This window comes from Ignavibacteriota bacterium, from assembly GCA_016707525.1.
Lineage (GTDB): Bacteria > Bacteroidota > Ignavibacteria > UBA10030 > UBA6906 > JAGDMK01.
Window position 1 is genome coordinate 91,986 of the sequence record JADJHP010000006.1, and the last position, 18,286, is coordinate 110,271.

General features: G+C 61.1%; 11 protein-coding genes. 9 read left to right on the forward strand and 2 right to left on the reverse strand.

Features of this window, described 5'->3' with window-relative positions; all coding sequences use genetic code 11:
• Positions 1–51: 51 nt before the first annotated feature.
• The 4 genes from IPI01_10870 (at position 52) to IPI01_10885 (ending at position 8,958) form a co-directional block, all read left to right on the forward strand.
• On the forward strand, positions 52–2,979 hold the full coding sequence (locus tag IPI01_10870; protein ID MBK7258279.1) for a cache domain-containing protein: 2,928 nt from the start codon (positions 52–54) through the stop codon (positions 2,977–2,979).
• 63 nt (positions 2,980–3,042) lie between these two features.
• Complete coding sequence (locus tag IPI01_10875; GenBank protein MBK7258280.1) at positions 3,043–4,218, forward strand: HAMP domain-containing protein; 1,176 nt, start codon at positions 3,043–3,045, stop codon at positions 4,216–4,218.
• Between the two features lie 17 nt (positions 4,219–4,235).
• Positions 4,236–5,987 (forward strand): methyl-accepting chemotaxis protein, encoded by a 1,752-nt coding sequence (locus tag IPI01_10880; GenBank protein MBK7258281.1) that lies wholly within the window; start codon positions 4,236–4,238, stop codon positions 5,985–5,987.
• A gap of 121 nt (positions 5,988–6,108) precedes the next feature.
• A complete protein-coding gene (locus tag IPI01_10885; protein MBK7258282.1) occupies positions 6,109–8,958 on the forward strand; it encodes a HAMP domain-containing protein in 2,850 nt (949 codons plus the stop codon).
• 323 nt (positions 8,959–9,281) lie between these two features.
• Here the strand turns inward: IPI01_10885 and IPI01_10890 are convergent, their stop codons facing one another.
• Together IPI01_10890 and IPI01_10895 are read right to left on the reverse strand one after the other, a co-directional pair.
• Positions 9,282–9,575, reverse strand: a complete 294-nt coding sequence (locus IPI01_10890) for a hypothetical protein (GenBank protein MBK7258283.1) — start codon at positions 9,573–9,575, stop codon at positions 9,282–9,284.
• The gene (locus tag IPI01_10895; protein MBK7258284.1) at positions 9,563–10,084 is read right to left on the reverse strand and encodes a hypothetical protein; all 522 of its coding nucleotides are present in this window, start codon (positions 10,082–10,084) and stop codon (positions 9,563–9,565) included. The genes IPI01_10890 and IPI01_10895 overlap by 13 nt, the downstream gene beginning before the upstream one ends.
• Positions 10,085–10,638: 554 nt before the next feature.
• Between IPI01_10895 and IPI01_10900 the strand changes: the two genes are divergently transcribed.
• The 5 genes from IPI01_10900 to IPI01_10920 all read left to right on the forward strand — a co-directional run bounded on the left by IPI01_10900 (position 10,639) and on the right by IPI01_10920 (position 18,284).
• A complete protein-coding gene (locus IPI01_10900; GenBank protein ID MBK7258285.1) occupies positions 10,639–13,545 on the forward strand; it encodes a methyl-accepting chemotaxis protein in 2,907 nt (968 codons plus the stop codon).
• A 46-nt stretch (positions 13,546–13,591) separates the two neighbouring features.
• Positions 13,592–14,083: a chemotaxis protein CheW gene (locus IPI01_10905; GenBank protein ID MBK7258286.1), complete on the forward strand. Its 492-nt coding sequence runs from the start codon at positions 13,592–13,594 to the stop codon at positions 14,081–14,083.
• A 262-nt stretch (positions 14,084–14,345) separates the two neighbouring features.
• Complete coding sequence (locus tag IPI01_10910; protein MBK7258287.1) at positions 14,346–16,067, forward strand: methyl-accepting chemotaxis protein; 1,722 nt, start codon at positions 14,346–14,348, stop codon at positions 16,065–16,067.
• Positions 16,068–16,070: 3 nt separating this feature from the next.
• On the forward strand, positions 16,071–17,876 hold the full coding sequence (locus IPI01_10915; GenBank protein ID MBK7258288.1) for a methyl-accepting chemotaxis protein: 1,806 nt from the start codon (positions 16,071–16,073) through the stop codon (positions 17,874–17,876).
• 24 nt (positions 17,877–17,900) lie between these two features.
• The gene (locus tag IPI01_10920) at positions 17,901–18,284 is read left to right on the forward strand and encodes a response regulator (protein ID MBK7258289.1); all 384 of its coding nucleotides are present in this window, start codon (positions 17,901–17,903) and stop codon (positions 18,282–18,284) included.
• Positions 18,285–18,286 lie beyond the last annotated feature (2 nt).

Consider the following 18,286-nt stretch of genomic DNA (forward strand, 5'->3'; position numbering starts at 1 on the left):
CCCTGCAAGTCCAGTTCTATACCTATTGATGCTCACGAGACGGAGGTGCGTATGACGGTTCGACGATTCGCGGATTGGGGATGGGCATCGAAGGTAGGGGTGGTCACACTGGCAACAGCAATTCCGTTGGCTGCATTGCTCTACTTCTATGTCCTGCCGGAAGTAGAAGGTTGGGCCTATGAAGAGAAGGCAGCATCGATCCATCAGGTGGTCGATATCGCCTACACGCTCGCCACGGAATATGAAGCACGGGTCGCAAAAGGCGAATTCAGTCGGGAGGAAGCACAGCGCCGCGCCATGGAGCGCGTGAAGAACCTCCGGTACAATGAAACGGACTACTTCTGGATCAATGATCTGACCCCACGGATGATCATGCATCCCCTCAAGCCGGAGATGAACGGCACAGACATCACGGGGTTCAAGGATCCCAACGGAAAGGCGTTCTTCGTAGAAATGGTAGAGGTCTGCAAAGCGAATGGCAAAGGGCTTGTGAGCTACATGTGGCCCAAACCCGGGTCGGATGTTCCGGTGCCAAAATTCTCCGCGGTGAAATTGTTCAAGCCGTGGGGGTGGATCATCGGGACCGGCGTGTATGTGGATGATGTTGAGACCGATCTCGCAGGGTTGCGCTGGACGATCATGGCCGTCATCGGGATCTCGCTTGTTGTGGCAGGGGTTTCGGGACTCATTCTCGGCCGCCGGCTTGCACGCTCGATGCGTGGACTGACCGAGGCGGCCGGACGTCTCGCGCTTGGAGATGCTGACGTCTCGATCGACGTGACGTCTAAGGATGAGATCGGTGAACTTTCAGCGTCCTTCAACACGATGGCCGGCAACACGCGAGAACAGGCAGAGCTGATCGGGCGCATCGGATCCGGTGACCTGTCCGCCGATGCACGCGTACGATCGGAGAAGGATGTCGCAGGCAAGGCACTCATCCGCGCGACCGAGGCGCTGCGCGGCCTCGTTGCCGAGGCCGGCGTGCTCTCCAAGGCCGCGGTCGAGGGCAAGCTCGCGACCCGCGGGAATGCCGAGAAGTTCCAGGGAGCGTACCGTCAGATCGTCCAGGGTGTGAATGATACCCTGGACGCGGTCATCGGACCGCTCAACGTGGCGGCGGAATATGTGGACCGCATCTCCAAGGGAGATCTCCCGGCGAAGATCGCGGACAGCTATCACGGTGACTTCAATGAGATCAAGAACAACCTGAACCGGGCGATCGATGCCGTGAACGCCCTCGTGGCCGATGCCAACATGCTCTCGCAGGCAGCAGTCGAGGGCAAGCTCGCCACGCGTGCGGATGCGTCTGCCCATCACGGGGATTTCCGCAAGATCGTGCAGGGTGTGAACGACACACTGGACGCCGTGATCGGGCCTTTGAACGTGGCGGCCACGTATGTGGACCGCATCTCCCGAGGCGAGATCCCTGCGAAGATCACCGACAACTATAGCGGTGACTTCAACGAGATCAAGAACAATCTGAACCGCTGCATCGATGCGATCCATGCGCTGGTGGGCGACGCCAATATGCTGTCGCACGCAGCAGTGGAAGGCAAGCTCTCCACACGGGCAAATGCTTCGCAGCATCAGGGCGATTTCCGAAAGATCGTGCAGGGGGTGAACGATACACTCGACGCAGTGATCGGTCCTCTGAACGTCGCGGCGACATACGTCGACCGGATCTCGAGGGGAGATATTCCAGCGGAGATCACGGACAGCTACAACGGCGATTTCAACGCGATCAAGAACAATCTGAACCGGGCCATCCAGGCCGTCGATGCGCTCGTTGCCGACGCGCGCATGCTTGCGCAGGCCGCGGTGGACGGACGCCTTACCGTGCGGGCCGATGCAACGAAGCACCAGGGCGATTTCCGCAAGATCGTGGAAGGGGTGAATGAGACTCTGGACGCGGTCATCAAGCCCGTGCAGGAGGGGTCGAAAACGCTGGCCGTGATGGCCACCGGAGACCTGACCGTGCGCATGCAGGGCGACTATCGTGGTGACCTTCAGACCATCAAGGAAAGCATCAACAAGGTGGGTTCCTCGCTGGAAGATGCCCTGCGGAAGGTGAGTGAGGCCGTGAGTGCGACGGCGAGTGCCTCGAGCCAGATCAGCTCGAGTACGGAGGAAATGGCTGCCGGAGCGCAGGAACAGACGAGCCAGGCTGGAGAGGTGGCGAGTGCGGTGGAGGAGATGACCAAGACGATCCTCGAGAATTCAAAGAACGCGAGTGTTGCGGCAGAGACGGCGAAGCTCGCAAAGGAGAGTGCGGAACAGGGAGGGAAGGTCGTCGGCGAGACCGTGGACGGCATGAAACGCATCGCCGGGGTGGTGAACAGGAGCGCCGACACGGTGAAGGAACTCGGGAAGTCCTCCGATCAGATCGGTGAGATCATCGACGTCATCGATGACATTGCGGATCAGACGAATCTGCTGGCGCTGAATGCGGCGATCGAAGCGGCGCGGGCCGGTGAGCAGGGCCGTGGCTTTGCTGTCGTGGCCGATGAGGTGCGCAAACTGGCCGAGCGGACAACGAAGGCGACGAAAGAGATCGCGGGAATGATCAAGAAGATCCAATCGGATACCGCCGGGGCGGTCACTTCGATGGAAGAGGGGACCGGCGAAGTGGAGCGCGGGATCGCTCTGGCCGACAAGGCGGGGACAAGCCTGAAGGAGATCGTCGGCGTCAGCCAGAAGGTGACGGACATGGTGACGCAGATCGCTGCGGCCAGTGAGGAGCAGTCGAGCGCGAGCGAGCAGATATCGAAGAACGTGGAAGGGATCTCGAAAGTGACGGGTGAAACGGCGCAGGGAACGCAGCAGATCGCGCGGGCGGCGGAGGATCTGAACCGCCTGACGGAGAACCTGCAGAACCTGATCGCAGCATTCACCCTCGGTGATGGGTCGAGAGAGAGAAGCGGGGGTATGACAACCTCAGCGGCCTCGCGAAGGGAGTACAGTACTGTTGGGGCTGGGTAGGTGTGTCGTATCCGGCAAACGGAACAACGAAGCACGCATAGTCTATAGAAGAGAAGGGGTGATATGGCATTCCGTACGGGGTTCTCCGGGATGAACCGGAACCTGCGCATCGGCACGCGTCTGGCGATCGCCTTTGCCGTGGTCACGATCGTGTTTGCGTCGGCCCTGGTGTGGATGATCCGTGCCCAATCCGGGATCATAGCGCGTACCCAGGACCGTGCTTCGCACGGAGAGGTGTTGATGCTGCAGTACAGCAATCTCTATGCGGGCGGCCTGCAGACCGGTCAGGCCACCCGCAACGTCATCCTGAACCCGACCGACACGAAGGCGAGGGCGAACTTTGAAACGGCGGCCACGGAGATCCACACCGCGCTCGGCACCGTGGGCAAAGTGCTCCGTACGTACGAGCCCGATTCCTCGGCGAAGTTGGTCCGGATCGAAAAGCTCCTGCAGCTCTGGCAGGAGGATCTCGCGTTGCAGCAAGAGGCGCAGCAGCTGGCGATCGGCGGGAAGCCTGCCGATGCCGTGCAGCTGATCAACAAGAAGGAAACCGCCCTCTGGCGCGATATCAAGAAACAGGTATTTGTATTGCGCGAAGGTCAGCAGAAAGCGATGCAGGCCGACCTGGCTCTGATGGCCGCGGAAACCGATACGCAGTCGCGCGTGATGGCGGTGATAGGTGTGAGTGCCGTCCTCTTCGTCATCCTGATCGGGGTGATCATCACACGAAGCATCACCCGTCCGCTTGCCGAACTGCGCGGGGTCGCGTTGCAGGTAAGCACGGGCTCGGTCAATGTTCCTGCGGCCGTTCCGTACAGGGATGAAGTGGGGGAACTGCACGCGTCATTCGAACATGTCGTTGACGCCATTCGCCAGCAGTCCGATATCATGGAGCAGCTCGCCGGAGGTACGTTCACCGATCAGGTGACCGTCAGGTCCGGAGAGGACGTCCTCAATCAGAGTATTCAGCGCGTGCAGTCTTCCCTGAAGCAGTTGCAGGAAGAGGCATTGCTCCTGTCCCACGCAGCGGTGGAAGGGAAGCTTGCGACACGCGGCAATGCAGAGAAGTTCCGGGGTGGGTACCGTGAGATCGTGCAGGGTGTGAATGACACGCTGGACGCGGTGATCGGGCCGCTCAACGTTGCGGCGGAATATGTGGACCGCATCTCCGGGGGGACATCCCCGAGAAGATCACGGGAACGTACCACGGCGACTTCAACGAGATCAAGAACAACCTGAACCAGTGCATCGCGGCGGTGAACGCCCTGGTGGCCGATGCCGACCTGCTGTCGAAGGCCGCCGTGGAGGGCAAACTGGCCACGCGTGCCGATGCCTCGAAGCACGGGGGTGACTTCCGGAAGATCGTGCAGGGAGTGAATGACACGCTGGACGCGGTGATCGGTCCGTTGAACGTCGCGGCCACGTATGTCGACCGCATCGCGAAGGGTGATATCCCTGCGAAGATCACGGACAGTTACAACGGTGATTTCAATGCTATCAAGAACAACCTGAATCAGGCGATCGATGCCGTGAACATGCTGGTGGCCGATGCCCATATGCTATCGCGCGCCGCAGTGGAAGGGAAGCTTGCCACACGCGCGGATGCATCGAAGCACCAGGGCGATTTCCGGAAGATCGTGCAGGGGGTGAATGATACGTTGGATGCCGTGATCGGGCCGCTGCGGGTTACAGCCGACTACATGGAGCGGATCGCCAAAGGCAATATCCCGGAGACCATCACGGACAGTTATAACGGGGATTTCAACGAGATCAAGAACAACCTCAACCAGGCGATCGCTGCCGTGAATATGCTCGTTGCCGATGCGCACATGCTGTCGCAGGCAGCCGTGGATGGCCGCTTGAAGACGCGTGCGGATGCAGCGAAACATCAGGGAGATTTCCGCAAGATCGTCCAGGGAGTGAATGACACGCTGGATGCCGTGATCCGTCCGGTGCAGGAAGGGTCGCAGACGCTGACCGTCATGGCCACGGGAGATCTGACGGCACGGATGGAGGGGGACTACCGGGGAGATCTGCAGCTCATCAAAGAGAGCATCAACAAGGTAGGAAGTTCGCTCGAACGGGCCCTGCGCAAGGTGGGTGAAGCGGTGAGTGCAACGGCGAGTGCGTCGAGCCAGATCAGCTCGAGTACCGAACAGATGGCCGCCGGGGCACAGGAACAGACCAGCCAGGCCGGCGAGGTCGCGACCGCAGTGGAAGAGATGACCAGTACGATCATGGAGAACTCCCGGAATGCGCATGTCGCTGCCGAAACGGCGAAACAGGCGCGGCTCAGCGCGGAGGCGGGTGGAAATGTCGTGGGCGAGACGGTGGACGGTATGCGCCGCATCGCCGGCGTGGTGAACAAGAGCGCCGAAACGGTGAAGGAACTCGGGCGTTCGTCGGATCAGATCGGAGAGATCATCGGCGTCATCGACGACATCGCGGACCAGACGAATCTGCTGGCACTCAATGCGGCCATCGAGGCCGCGCGGGCCGGGGACCAGGGCCGTGGATTCGCGGTGGTGGCTGACGAGGTGCGGAAACTTGCCGAGCGGACGACGAAGGCGACCAAAGAGATCGCAGGGATGATCAAGAAGATCCAGGCCGATACCACCGGTGCCGTCGCCTCCATGGAGGAAGGGACCCACGAAGTGGAGCGGGGTATCGATCTGGCGGATAGGGCCGGCGAGAGCCTCAAGGAGATCGTTGGCGTGAGTCAGAAGGTGACGGATATGGTGGCGCAGATAGCGGCGGCCAGCGAAGAACAGTCGAGCGCAAGCGAAGAGATCTCGAAGAACGTCGAAGCGATAAGCAAGGTGACGGGCGAGACAGCGCAAGGCACCCAGCAGATCGCCAGGGCGGCAGAGGACCTGAACCGGCTGACGGACAATTTGCAGCGGCTCGTCGGCGAGTTCAAGGTCGGTCAGGATCGTGAGGTCGGGCCTTCAGGCGGACCTCACTCCGGCGTGGCGGTCAGGGACAATGGTTCGCTGGTGGAAGCGTGATGCGGTGAGGGGAGAAGAGAGAGTTGGAAAGCGCAGGGACGGGAGGGCACGGGCAGGCCCAGGCGGATACCTGCTCTCGTACTTGTGGCACTGTGACATATCATAGGGGAGTACGGGTACTATGTCAATTTCGAAACGCATCAGCCTGATCGTGGCCGCGGTACTGACCGTGGTCCTCCTTGCGATGTTCATCGTCCTCCGGATGACACAGGAGGCGAACATGATGGCCAAGGCACGAGACTCCGTCCATCAGTCCGGAGAGGTTCTGGTGCGGTCGATCACGTCCGCGATGGGCCAGGGCGTCACCGAGGTCAAGCCCCTTCTGGACAAGATGGAAGGCGTCGAGGATCTCCGCGAACTGCGGGTCCTCCCCGCGGAAGTGATCAAACAGGGCGGGGAAGCCGCCATGGATTCGATCGAGCGCATGGTCATGCGCACCCAGAAGGGGTTCGTGCGCGAAGAGGATTTCAAGGGGGAGCCGATCATCCGCTCGGTCGAGCCGATGCTCTCGGACGAGGGGTGTGAGGCCTGCCACGATACCAAAGCGGGCACACCGCTGGCGACGATCAGCATGCGCATCTCGATGGCGAAGCACCATGCGGCCATCAGCAGCGAACGATGGCTCGTCGTGTTCACCGCGGTTCCCACCATCCTGCTCACGTTCTTTGTGGTCACGTTCATGGTGAAACGCCAGGTCGTGAAAGACCTGGCACTGGGTGTTGGGGACCTCAGACAGCTCGCCCTCGGGGATCTTTCGACGAACCGCGAAGTGACGCGGAAGGACGAGATCGGTCAGCTCAGCCAGTCGATCCAGGACCTGCAGGCCAGCCTTCGCGGCAAAACTGAATCGGCGAAGGCCATCGCCAAAGGAGATCTTTCGACAGAAGTACCCATCGCGTCTGACGCGGATGTCCTCGGCCAGGCACTCGGGGAGGCGTGTACCGCGCTCCGCGGGCTGGTCGCCGAAGCGGGAATGCTGTCCCATGCTGCGGTGGACGGCAAACTTGCCACGCGCGGCAACGCAGAGAAGTTCCAGGGTGGGTACCGCGAGATCGTGCAGGGAGTGAACGATACCCTGGATGCCGTCATCGGGCCGTTGAACGTTGCGGCGGAGTATGTGGACCGGATCTCCAAGGGCGATATCCCGGCGAAGATCACCGATAGCTACAACGGCGATTTCAATGAGATAAAGAACAATCTGAATCAGGCGATCGAGGCGGTGAACGCATTGGTGGCCGATGCCGATCTGCTATCGAAAGCAGCGGTGGAGGGTAAACTCGCGACCCGTGCGGACGCCACGAAACATGGCGGCGACTTCCGGAAGATCGTCCAGGGCGTGAATGATACGCTGGACGCAGTGATCGGGCCGCTGAATGTGGCGGCGGAATACGTGGACCGTATCTCCAAGGGCGACATCCCGGCGAAGATCACGGACAATTACAACGGCGATTTCAATGAGATAAAGAGCAACCTGAACCAGGCGATCGACGCGGTCAATATCCTCGTCGCGGATGCCAACATGCTGTCGCAGGCAGCGGTGCTGGGAAAGCTCGCGACACGGGCGGACGCCTCAAAGCACCAGGGCGATTTCCGGAAGATCGTGCAGGGCGTCAACGACACGCTCGATGCCGTCATCGGGCCACTGAATGTTGCCGCGACGTATGTGGATCGCATCTCCAAGGGGGACATCCCGGCGGTGATCACGGAGAGCTACAACGGCGACTTCAATGAGCTGAAGAACAATCTGAACCAGGCGATCGGGGCGGTGAACGCGCTCGTTGCCGATGCCCGGATGCTCGCGCAGGCCGCGGTGGACGGTCGGCTTGCCACCCGGGCGGATGCATCCAAGCATCAGGGTGACTTCCGGAAGATCGTGCAGGGCGTGAACGATACCCTGGATGCGGTGATCCGTCCCGTGCAGGAAGGATCGAGCACGCTGGCGGTGATGGCTACCGGCGACCTGACGGCCCGGATGCTGGGTGACTACCAGGGTGACCTGCGGCTCATCAAAGAAAGCATCAATAAGGTCGGCGGGTCGCTCGAGGAAGCCCTCCGTAAGGTGAGTGAGGCCGTCAGTGCGACGGCCAGCGCGTCGAGCCAGATCAGCTCCAGCACGGAGCAAATGGCGGCCGGGGCACAGGAACAGACCAGCCAGGCAGGAGAGGTGGCCACGGCGGTCGAGGAAATGACCAACACCATCCTGGAGAATTCCAAGAACGCAAGGATCGCGGCAGACACGGCGAAGCAGGCACGCGTCAGTGCCGAAGCGGGCGGCAAGGTCGTGGGTGAGACGGTGGAAGGGATGCGGCGCATCGCCGGTGTGGTGAACAGAAGCGCCCAGACCGTCAAGGAGCTCGGCCGGTCGTCGGACCAGATCGGCGAGATCATCGGCGTCATCGACGATATAGCGGACCAGACGAATCTGCTGGCACTCAATGCAGCCATCGAGGCGGCGCGTGCCGGAGAACAGGGGCGTGGATTCGCTGTGGTGGCGGACGAGGTGAGGAAGCTTGCCGAGCGGACAACGAAAGCGACCAAGGAGATCGCCGGGATGATCAAGAAGATCCAGGCGGACACCATCGGTGCGGTCCAGTCGATGGAGGAGGGGACCAGCGAGGTGGAGCGCGGCATCCAGATGGCCGACAGGGCGGGTGTGAGCCTGAAGGAGATCGTCGGAGTGAGCCAGAAGGTGACGGATATGGTCACCCGGATCGCCGCCGCGAGCGAGCAGCAATCGAGCGCCAGCGAAGAGATCTCCAAGAATGTTGAAGCCATCAGCAAGGTGACAAGCGAGACGGCGCAGGGCACGCAGCAGATCGCCCACGCGGCGGAGGATCTGAACCGGTTGACGGACAACCTCCAGAACCTCATCGGTGGATTCAAGGTGGGAAGCGGGCATGGCGATGATCCGTCGCGCGGGCAACATTCGGGGGTCGCGGTTCGCGAGAATGGATCGTTGGTGGCAGGGTAGGAAGACAGGGTGAGATGCAGGGTGCAGTGCACAGTGAGCGCAGAGCGTGGTGCGCGGTAGGTGGTGGTTGATGTGACGCGCCGCCCCTCCTTGGGTGGAAGGGGCGGCACAAATGAACGGCGCGTGTGAGATGGCCTCACACGCGCCGTGCTGTATTCCATCATGCCCCGGATCCCCGGAACAGGGGTTCATGCCCCGACAAGCGTCCCACACGTCCGACCCCATCCCTTGCATTCCCGGGCGGTGGTTCTGCCGGGAAGCACAGCGATGACAGCGATCAGCAGAAGGCGTCCGGCCAGGAGCATGAAGGTATCGAGACCGGCTTAGTGATCACGCTTCACTTTCTCTGCAGTCGGGGGTGTGGATCCCTGAGCGGGTCCATGTGCCGCGCGGGACGCGCCTGTGTGGGACTCCGCTACAGTTCCTTCGTGGAAGCTCACACCGCCGGTTGTGAGGCTGTAGGTGGCCCCGAGGATCCGGAGGTGGCCTTCTTCCACCATCGACTTCAGCAACGCACTCTGCGCGGTGACCTGTGCCACCTGATAGCGTACGTTCTCCTGGATGCAGACACTGTCGAGCTTCACGCCCTTCAGATGCATTCCCTTCACCTTCTGCACCGGCGGAGAGATGCGGTGAAGGATCTGCCCGATGTTCGGGGGACGTCACCCCCCTTGATCGTAGCGTTCACTGCGCCGCATGCTTCATGTCCGAGGACGATAAGCAGGCCGGCATGCAGATGTTCAGCGGCATATTCGATGCTGCCGAGCACCACGGAATCCACGACATTGCCGGCGTCACGCACCACGAACAGTTGGCCGAGTGATTCATCGAAGAGAAGCTCGGGTGGGACGCGCGAATCGGAGCAGGTGAGAATGATCGCATAGGGGTGCTGCCCCGCGGTCAATGCCGGGCGCTCATGGACGAAATCTCTTGCGGCGGTCCTCCCCTCTACGAATCGGCGGTTGCCGTTGAGAAGTCGAGCGACCGGATCCTTGCTCGCCGCGGGTTCTGCGGCACCATTCGCTGTGGATGCCGCCCCCCCTGCGCTGAACCCAGGAGTTCCCGCACCGTCCGGGCGCGACTCGTTTGCGGGGGTCTTGTGAGCCCGTTCTTCGTCCGCGAGCATCTTCGTCAGGCGTCCTTCCATGCGCTGGACGATCTCCATCACTTTCCGGTAGTCCTGCGTGAATGCCACAGTGTGCACTGCGGCGACAGCGAGGAGTACTGCAAGTCCGAGGCGATACATCACGGTGTGTCCTCCCAATTGTGCGCCCCCCCCGTCCCCGGCCTCATATCTGAGGAGGCCGCTGACCGGTGAGCCGGTATTCTGGAGCGACTCATAGGTCAAGTTGCATGCCAACTGTGGAACAGGTGTGGAATCATTGAAAACTCGAATGCGTAGTGAATTCAAACAGATCCGGGATGACATGGGAGCCGGCAGGTAACAGGGGAGGGCATGTGGCCATATTTGATCACCGAGTCTTCCGGGGCCGTTCCACCCCCGAGATGTCCGTGCTTGGGTGATGCTGCTAAATCCTTGGTGTGCTGCACAATATGGTTGTTCCTCCGAAAGGTGGCGTCAGCGGATTTTTGGTACACTGCTTGCGCACGTTTTCTGTGCGAAAGAGCGTCGTCCCACGTTGGGGGGATGAACCAACACGTAATATTGGAGGATTCGATATGGCACGGGTCAAGAATTGGCCGTTAAAGATCAAACTGCTGGCGGCATTCTCGGTCCTGGCCGCCGTGACCCTGGCGGTCGGCTATGTAGGGATAACTACATCTCAGCAGATCGTTAAAGCTGATATGGAAATGTACGAAGACAAGACCGTCCCGCTGACACACGTATCGAACGCGCGTGAGGCGTTCCACAAGACCCGTCACCAATTATTGGTCCTTGTTCTCGCGAAGACACCGGGGGACCGTCAGGCCCCCCTGGATGCGATCGCCCGGAACGTCGCGGTCTATGAAGCGGCGATGGCAGAATTCGGGAAATCGATGGACTCCGAAACGGGACAGAAACTCTTCAACGCGTACAAGGAAGAGTATGGGGTCTATGCGCCCTTGCGGGAGCTTTTCATCGAGCTTGTGAAGTCGGGCAAGTCGGATGAGGCCTTCGCTCTCATGAAGCGGGAAGGCAACGCGGCCGTCAAGAAACTCGATGAACGGCTTATCTCCTTCCAGGCCCGCAAGGCGGAAGGCGCGCTGGAGCTCCATGAGGAGACAGAAGCTCTTGCGGCACGGGCTGACACCATCATGCTGGTATCGATCGTGGTGGCAGTTCTCCTTTCGGTGGGCCTGGGGATAGCTCTGACGCGCGCGATCGCGCGCCCGGTGAACCAGGTGATCGAGGCGTCAAACGCCGTGGTCCGTGCGAACCGTGAACTCACCGATGCCGCTACCCGGATCGCTGCAGGTGATACGGATGTGCACCTCGGTGAGAGTGCATCACGGATCGGATTGGCGCGTGAGGATGAGATCGGCAAGTTGGGAGCCGTGGTCGATGACCTGGTCGATTCCCAGCAGGCACTCCGGACATCGTTCACAGGAATCGCGGGCACCCTCTCCGAGCTCGTCACGGAGGCCAACACGCTGTCGAAAGCTGCGGTGGATGGCAAGCTGGCCACACGGGGGAATGCCACGAAGTTCCAGGGCGGGTACCGTGACATCGTCCAGGGAGTGAACGACACACTGGATGCGGTGATCGGACCGCTCAACGTTGCGGCCGAATATGTGGACCGGATCTCCAAGGGCGATATCCCGTCGAAGATCACCGACAGCTACAACGGTGACTTCAACGAGATCAAGAACAATCTGAATCAGGCGATCGGGGCTGTCACCGCGCTCGTGGCGGATGCAAACATGCTGTCCAGGGCGGCGGTCGAAGGAAAGCTTGCGACCCGTGCCGATGCATCAAAGCATCAAGGGGATTTCCGCAAGATCGTGCAGGGTGTCAATGAGACGCTGGACGCGGTGATCGGGCCTCTGAACGTGGCCGCAGAGTATGTGGACCGGATCTCCAAGGGCGATATCCCTGCGAAGATCTCGGACAGCTACAATGGCGACTTCAATGAGATCAAGAACAATCTGAACCAGGCGATCGATGCGGTCACCACGCTGGTCACCGACGCGAAGATGTTGTCGCAGGCGGCTGTGGAAGGGAAGCTCGCCACGCGCGCCGAGGCCTCGAAGCACCAGGGCGATTTCCGGAAGATCGTGGAAGGTGTGAACAGCACCCTCGATGCGGTCATCGGTCCTCTCAATGTGGCCGCCGAATACGTGGACAGGATCTCGAAGGGGGACATCCCGGCGAAGATCTCCGACAGCTACAACGGTGATTTCAACGAGATCAAAAACAACCTGAACCGGGCGATCGATGCGGTGAACGCGCTCGTGGCGGATGCCAGAATGCTCGCGGAAGCGGCGATGGAAGGACGGTTGAAGACCCGTGCCGATGCCGCAAAGCACGAAGGCGATTTCCGCAAGATCGTCCAGGGGGTGAACGACACACTGGATGCGGTGATCAAGCCGGTCCAGGAGGGTTCCAGCACGCTGGCCGTGATGGCCACGGGCGATCTGACCGTGCGCATGGCGGGAGACTACCGTGGCGACCTCCAGCTCATCAAAGAGAGCATCAACAAGGTCGGCAGTTCGCTTGCCGATGCTCTCCGCAAGGTGAGTGAGGCCGTGAGTGCCACGGCAACCGCATCGACCCAGATCAGCTCGAGCACGGAAGAGATGGCCGCCGGGGCACACGAGCAGACCAGTCAGGCGGGCGAGGTTGCCAGCGCGGTCGAAGAGATGACCAAGACGATCATGGAGAACTCCAAGAACGCGAGTGTCGCGGCCGACACGGCGAAGCAGGCGCGGGTGAGCGCCGAGCAGGGTGGTCAGGTCGTCGGTGAGACCGTGGACGGCATGCGCCGCATCGCCCAGGTGGTGAACAAGAGCGCACAAACCGTGAAGGAGCTCGGCCGTTCGTCGGATCAGATCGGAGAGATCATCGGGGTCATCGATGACATCGCCGACCAGACGAACCTGCTGGCCCTGAATGCTGCTATCGAAGCCGCGCGTGCCGGGGAACAGGGACGGGGCTTTGCTGTGGTAGCGGACGAGGTGCGGAAGCTCGCCGAACGGACGACAAAGGCGACGAAGGAGATCGCCGGCATGATCAAGAAGATCCAGTCGGACACCACCGGAGCGGTGACGTCGATGGAAGAAGGAACGAACGAAGTGGAACGCGGCATCGAGTTGGCGGACAAGGCGGGAGCCAGTTTGAAGGAGATCGTCGGGGTGAGCCAGAAGGTGACGGACATGGTGACCCAGATCGCCGCGGCCAGCGAAGAGCAGTCGAGCGCAAGCGAAGAGATCTCCAAGAACGTCGAATCCATTTCGAAGGTGACGGGCGAAACGGCGCAGGGCACCCAGCAGATCGCCCGTGCGGCGGAAGGGTTGAACCAGTTGACCAACACCCTGCAGGAACTCATCGGCCAGTTCCGGGTGACCCGTGCAGGCGATCACGGGGGGCGGGAGGCGATCCGCTCCGATGTATCGGTCAAGGAAGATGGCGCCCTTGTGGCCCGGTAATGATGAGCGATCATAGAGATGACAGCATGACCATCAAGGAGGTCGTATGGCAGACGTAGCATCGGTACATCAGGCGAGTGAGACACGGCATGGCAGCGGAGAGGAATTGCTGCAGCTTGTCAGCTTCAATATCGGTGAAGAGGAATTCGGCGTTGATATCCTTCAGGTCCAGGAGATCAACCGGATGCTCGAAGTGACGCGCGTTCCGAATGCCCCCGAGCACGTGGACGGTGTGATCAACCTGCGTGGTAAGGTGATCCCGATCATCGACCTCCGCCGCCGGTTCGGCATGGAGCGCAAGGAGCATGACAAGCATACGCGGATCGTCGTCGTCGAGCTGTGTGGCAAGGTGGTGGGTTTCGTCGTCGATGCGGTGCGTGAGGTCCTGCGCATCCCGCGCAGCGTCACCGAACCTCCCCCGTCCATCGCCGGCAGCGTGAACGAGGAATACATCACCGGCGTGGGCAAGCTCGAAGACCGGCTGTTGATCCTGCTTGACCTCGAGAAGGTGCTCGGAGCGGAAGGCAAGGCGGCCTGACCAGAGGCTCCATGCACAGGTGAAGGGGATGTGCCGGGTGACGGCTGTGTCCCCGCCATCTGGTCCGTGGATCTTCCGGCCGGGAGGTCTCGCCCCGGGCGATGATCTCCGTCGTGGCTCAGATCGTTGCCGGTTCGAGTCTGCAGTCGGGGCAATGGGTCGGTCGGCGCCCACCCACGCGGTGGGCGCCGGTCGGATGGTGCCCCACGGGAGAATGGATCTCCGTTGATGGGGTCATGAAAACAACGCAAGGGACGTTACGATGAACTGGTTCACAAACTTGAAAACGCGCACCAAACTGATGCTCGGGTTTGGCATCGTCACGGTGATCGCCCTGGCACTGGGTGTCGAGGCGGTCAAGACCGTCTCCTGGATGAAGACGGCCGAAGACGATATCTATTCGAACATCATCGTCTCGATCGGCAAGCTGGGGGTTGAGCGGCGTGAATTCATGCGCCTGCGCATGCAGAACGTGCGCCTCCTCGTGGTCGCCCCGGCAGAACGGGCCAACGCCATGGAAGAGCTCGTTGCCCTGGAACGGACGATCGAGAGCGGCCTTGCCGATCTTGCGCGCGATCTTGTTGAGGATCATGAACAGAAGACCCTCCGCGATGGTCAGGATGCCTTCAAGGAATACCGGGCAGCGGGCGCAGCGTACCGGAAGGCGGTGCAGGATGGGCGCATGCAGGAAGCGGCGGCAATGCTGACCGGTGCGTTCAAGGTCAAGGGAGCCGTGGTTGAGAACGTCTACAATACGCTCATCGAAGGGCATATGGCAGAGGCAAAGAGGACCGATGTCGAGTTCGACGAGACAACAGCGGAATCAAGGAACATCGTCATTGCACTCCTCGTCTTCGCGGTGGCATCCAGTCTGGGGCTTGGCATCTTCCTTTCGGGAATGATCAGCAAACCGATCACGCAGGTGGTTCAGACCATCGACAATGCAGACCTTACCACCTCACTGTCTTCGGACCGGAAGGACGAGATCGGGGACCTGTTGCGGGCGTTCGACAAGTTCACGGGGACGATACGGGCGACATTGACCGAAGTGGCAGGGGCCTCGGAAGCCGTGGCAAGTGCCGGGGCCCAGATCTCGGCCGCAACAGAAGAGATGGCGGCCGGTGCCGCCGAACAAAGCGGGCAGGTGAATGAGGTGGCGTCGTCGATGGAAGAGATGGCCCGGACCATCATGGAGAATTCGCAGAGCGCCCAGCAGACCGCACATATGGCAACGGATGCGAAGAATGCCGCGGAGCGTGGCGGCGACGTGATGACGCAGACGATCAACGGCATGCGGCGCATCGCGGATGTCGTGAACAAGTCGGGTGACGCGGTACGCAATCTCGGTTCCTCCAGCGAGCGGATCGGTGAGATCGTTGCGGTGATCGAAGACATCGCCAGCCAGACCAATCTGCTGGCCCTCAATGCGGCGATCGAGGCAGCGCGTGCGGGCGAACAGGGGCGCGGGTTCGCCGTGGTGGCGGATGAGGTACGCAAGCTAGCCGAGCGCACCGCACGCGCGACGAAGGAGATCGCCGGGATGATCAAGGAGATCCAAACCACGACGAGCGAAGCGGTGACGTCGATGGAAGAAGGGCAGGGTGAGGTCACGAACGGCATTCAGCTGGCGGAATCCGCCGGCGTGGCGTTGACCGTGATCGTGACGGAAGCACAGAAGGTGACCGCGATGGTGACGCAGATCGCCAGCGCCTCCGGGGAGCAGTCGAAGGCCGGTGAACTCATCGCGAAGAACGTGGATGGCATCAATGGTGCCATCCAGGAGAACTCCAAGGCCGCCCATCAGATGGCGCAGACGGCTTCCGATCTGAGTCACCTGACCCATCAGTTGCAGGATGCCGTGGGACGGTTCCATTTGTCCAATGCGCGGCCGGGGCAGCATGGGGGGGCGAGGCACTCGTCAGAACATCACTCCGGGGTGGCGGTGCGAACGAACGGTGCTCTTGTCCTTGAAAAGGAAGGCTGACCCATGCGATTCAAAATGTCGGATAAGAAATTAAGCTGGCAGATCAGCGTCCCGATCGCCGCAGGGTCCCTCATCATTGCCGCCGGGGTGTATTTCTGGTTCTCCAGCGTCTTCGCTGAGACGAAGGAAGCTGCCCTTGTGGATCGCGCCCGTGCCATCCTGCTCCAGGCAGAATCGTCACGAGATTTCACTGCCCAGCAGCAGAAGGAAGGCGTCTTCCGCAAGGATATCGCCAACGTGGACCAACTGCTCTACACGGTTCCCGTCGTGGGCGCGATGAAGACCGCCGCGAAGAAAGCAGCGGAGTCAGGGTATACGCTCCGTGTCCCGAAGTTCTCGCCCCGGAACCCGAAGAATATGCCGGATTCCGTGGAGGCGAGCGTGTTGCGCAAGCTGGATGCAGAGAACGCCACCGAGCATTTTCTCATCGACAAGAACACGAATCAGCTGCGGTATTTCCGGGCGGTGCGCCTGACGGAGGAGTGCATGGCGTGCCACGGCGATCCGAATACCAGTTTCGCCCTCTGGGGGAACAAGGAAGGGAAGGACCCGACGGGCGTGAGGATGGAAGGGTGGAAGGTCGGTGAGGTCCACGGCGCGTTTGAATTGATATTCCCGCTCGAATCCCTCCAGGCCGAGGTCGCGGCCGAATCGAGGAAGATCGCCCTGCTTGCCCTGCTCGGTTCCATCGCGATGGTCGGCATCGTCGTCGGTATCACCGTGACCGTGACGCGTCCGGTGAAATCGCTGGTGGACGCCGCGACCAAGGTCGCTGGCGGTGATCTGACCGTTCTGGTCAACACGGAGAGAAACGATGAGATCGGCACGATGGCGAAGGCCTTCGCACAGATGGTGGATTCGTTGAAGAAGACGCTCGAGAGCATCGTGGAATCCTCCTCGGAGGTTGCGAGCGCCAGCGCAGAGATCTCCTCCAGCACTGAGCAGATGGCCGCCGGGGCGCAGGAGCAGAGCACCCAGGCGAGCGAAGTCGCCGCGGCAGTGGAAGAGATGGCGAAATCCATCATCGAGAGCTCCGGCAATGCGATCAAGGCGGCGGAGACATCGACGCACGCAAAAGAGGCTGCCGAGCGTGGCGGTGTGATCGTGCAGGAGATGATCGTCCGCATGCGCCAACTCTCGGATGTGGTGAAGCGGTCCGCCGCGACGGTTGGCGAACTTGGCCGCTCCAGCGATCGCATCGGGGAGATCGTGTCCGTGATCAACGATATCGCCGATCAGACGAACCTCCTGGCGCTGAATGCGAACATCGAAGCGGCGCGGGCAGGTGAACAGGGGCGGGGTTTCGCGGTCGTGGCGGATGAGGTCCGCAAGCTTGCCGAGCGCACATCGCGTGCGACGAGAGAGATCGCGGGCATGATCAAGGAGATTCAGAAGAACACCGCCGATGCGGTGACAACGATGACCGAAGGGACGGGAGAAGTGGAGCAGGGCATCGCGGCGGCCGACGAGGCCGGGCGGGCGTTGCAGGGGATCGTCGATATCTCCCAGGAAGCGACGGACCGGGTGAGTGCCATCGCCCGCGCCACGGAGCAGCAATCCGATGCCGCAGACCAGATCTCCAAGAATGTGGATGGGATCAGCAGCGTGACGCGGGAAACCGCCCTGGCGGTCCACCAGATCGCCAAGGCCGCGGATGACCTGAGCAGGCTGACGGAATCCTTGATGGCATCCGTTCATATGTTCAAGACGCAAGAGGGTGAAGCACCGCGCGGGGGCGATGGCACTTCCTCATACCATGCTGCAACGATCACGGCGAAGCACCGGCCGGTCGTGCTGGCAGAACAATAGTGCACTCTGGAAGGCGGGGGAACTATGCTGGTCCTGATCGCTGAAGATGATGCTGCGACACGGATGACACTTGCCAAGCAGGTGAAACAGTCGGGGCATCGGGTCCTGGAGGCTGAGAATGGCGAGGTCGCCAAGCATCTGTATGACCAGCATCATCCGGACGCGGTGTTCACTGACTGGATGATGCCGGAAGTGGATGGTGTGGAGCTGTGCAGATACATCCGTACCCATCCCCAGAGCAAGGGCACCTACGTTTGCATGGTCACGGTGAAGGGGGGCGAATGGAGCAGACAGGAGGGTCTCGAGGCCGGGGCCACTGACTATCTGGTCAAGCCTGTTCGCCAGGAGGATCTGGAACAGAAACTCCGTGCCGTGGTCGACCAAAGAACTTTTACCCGGATACGATAAGT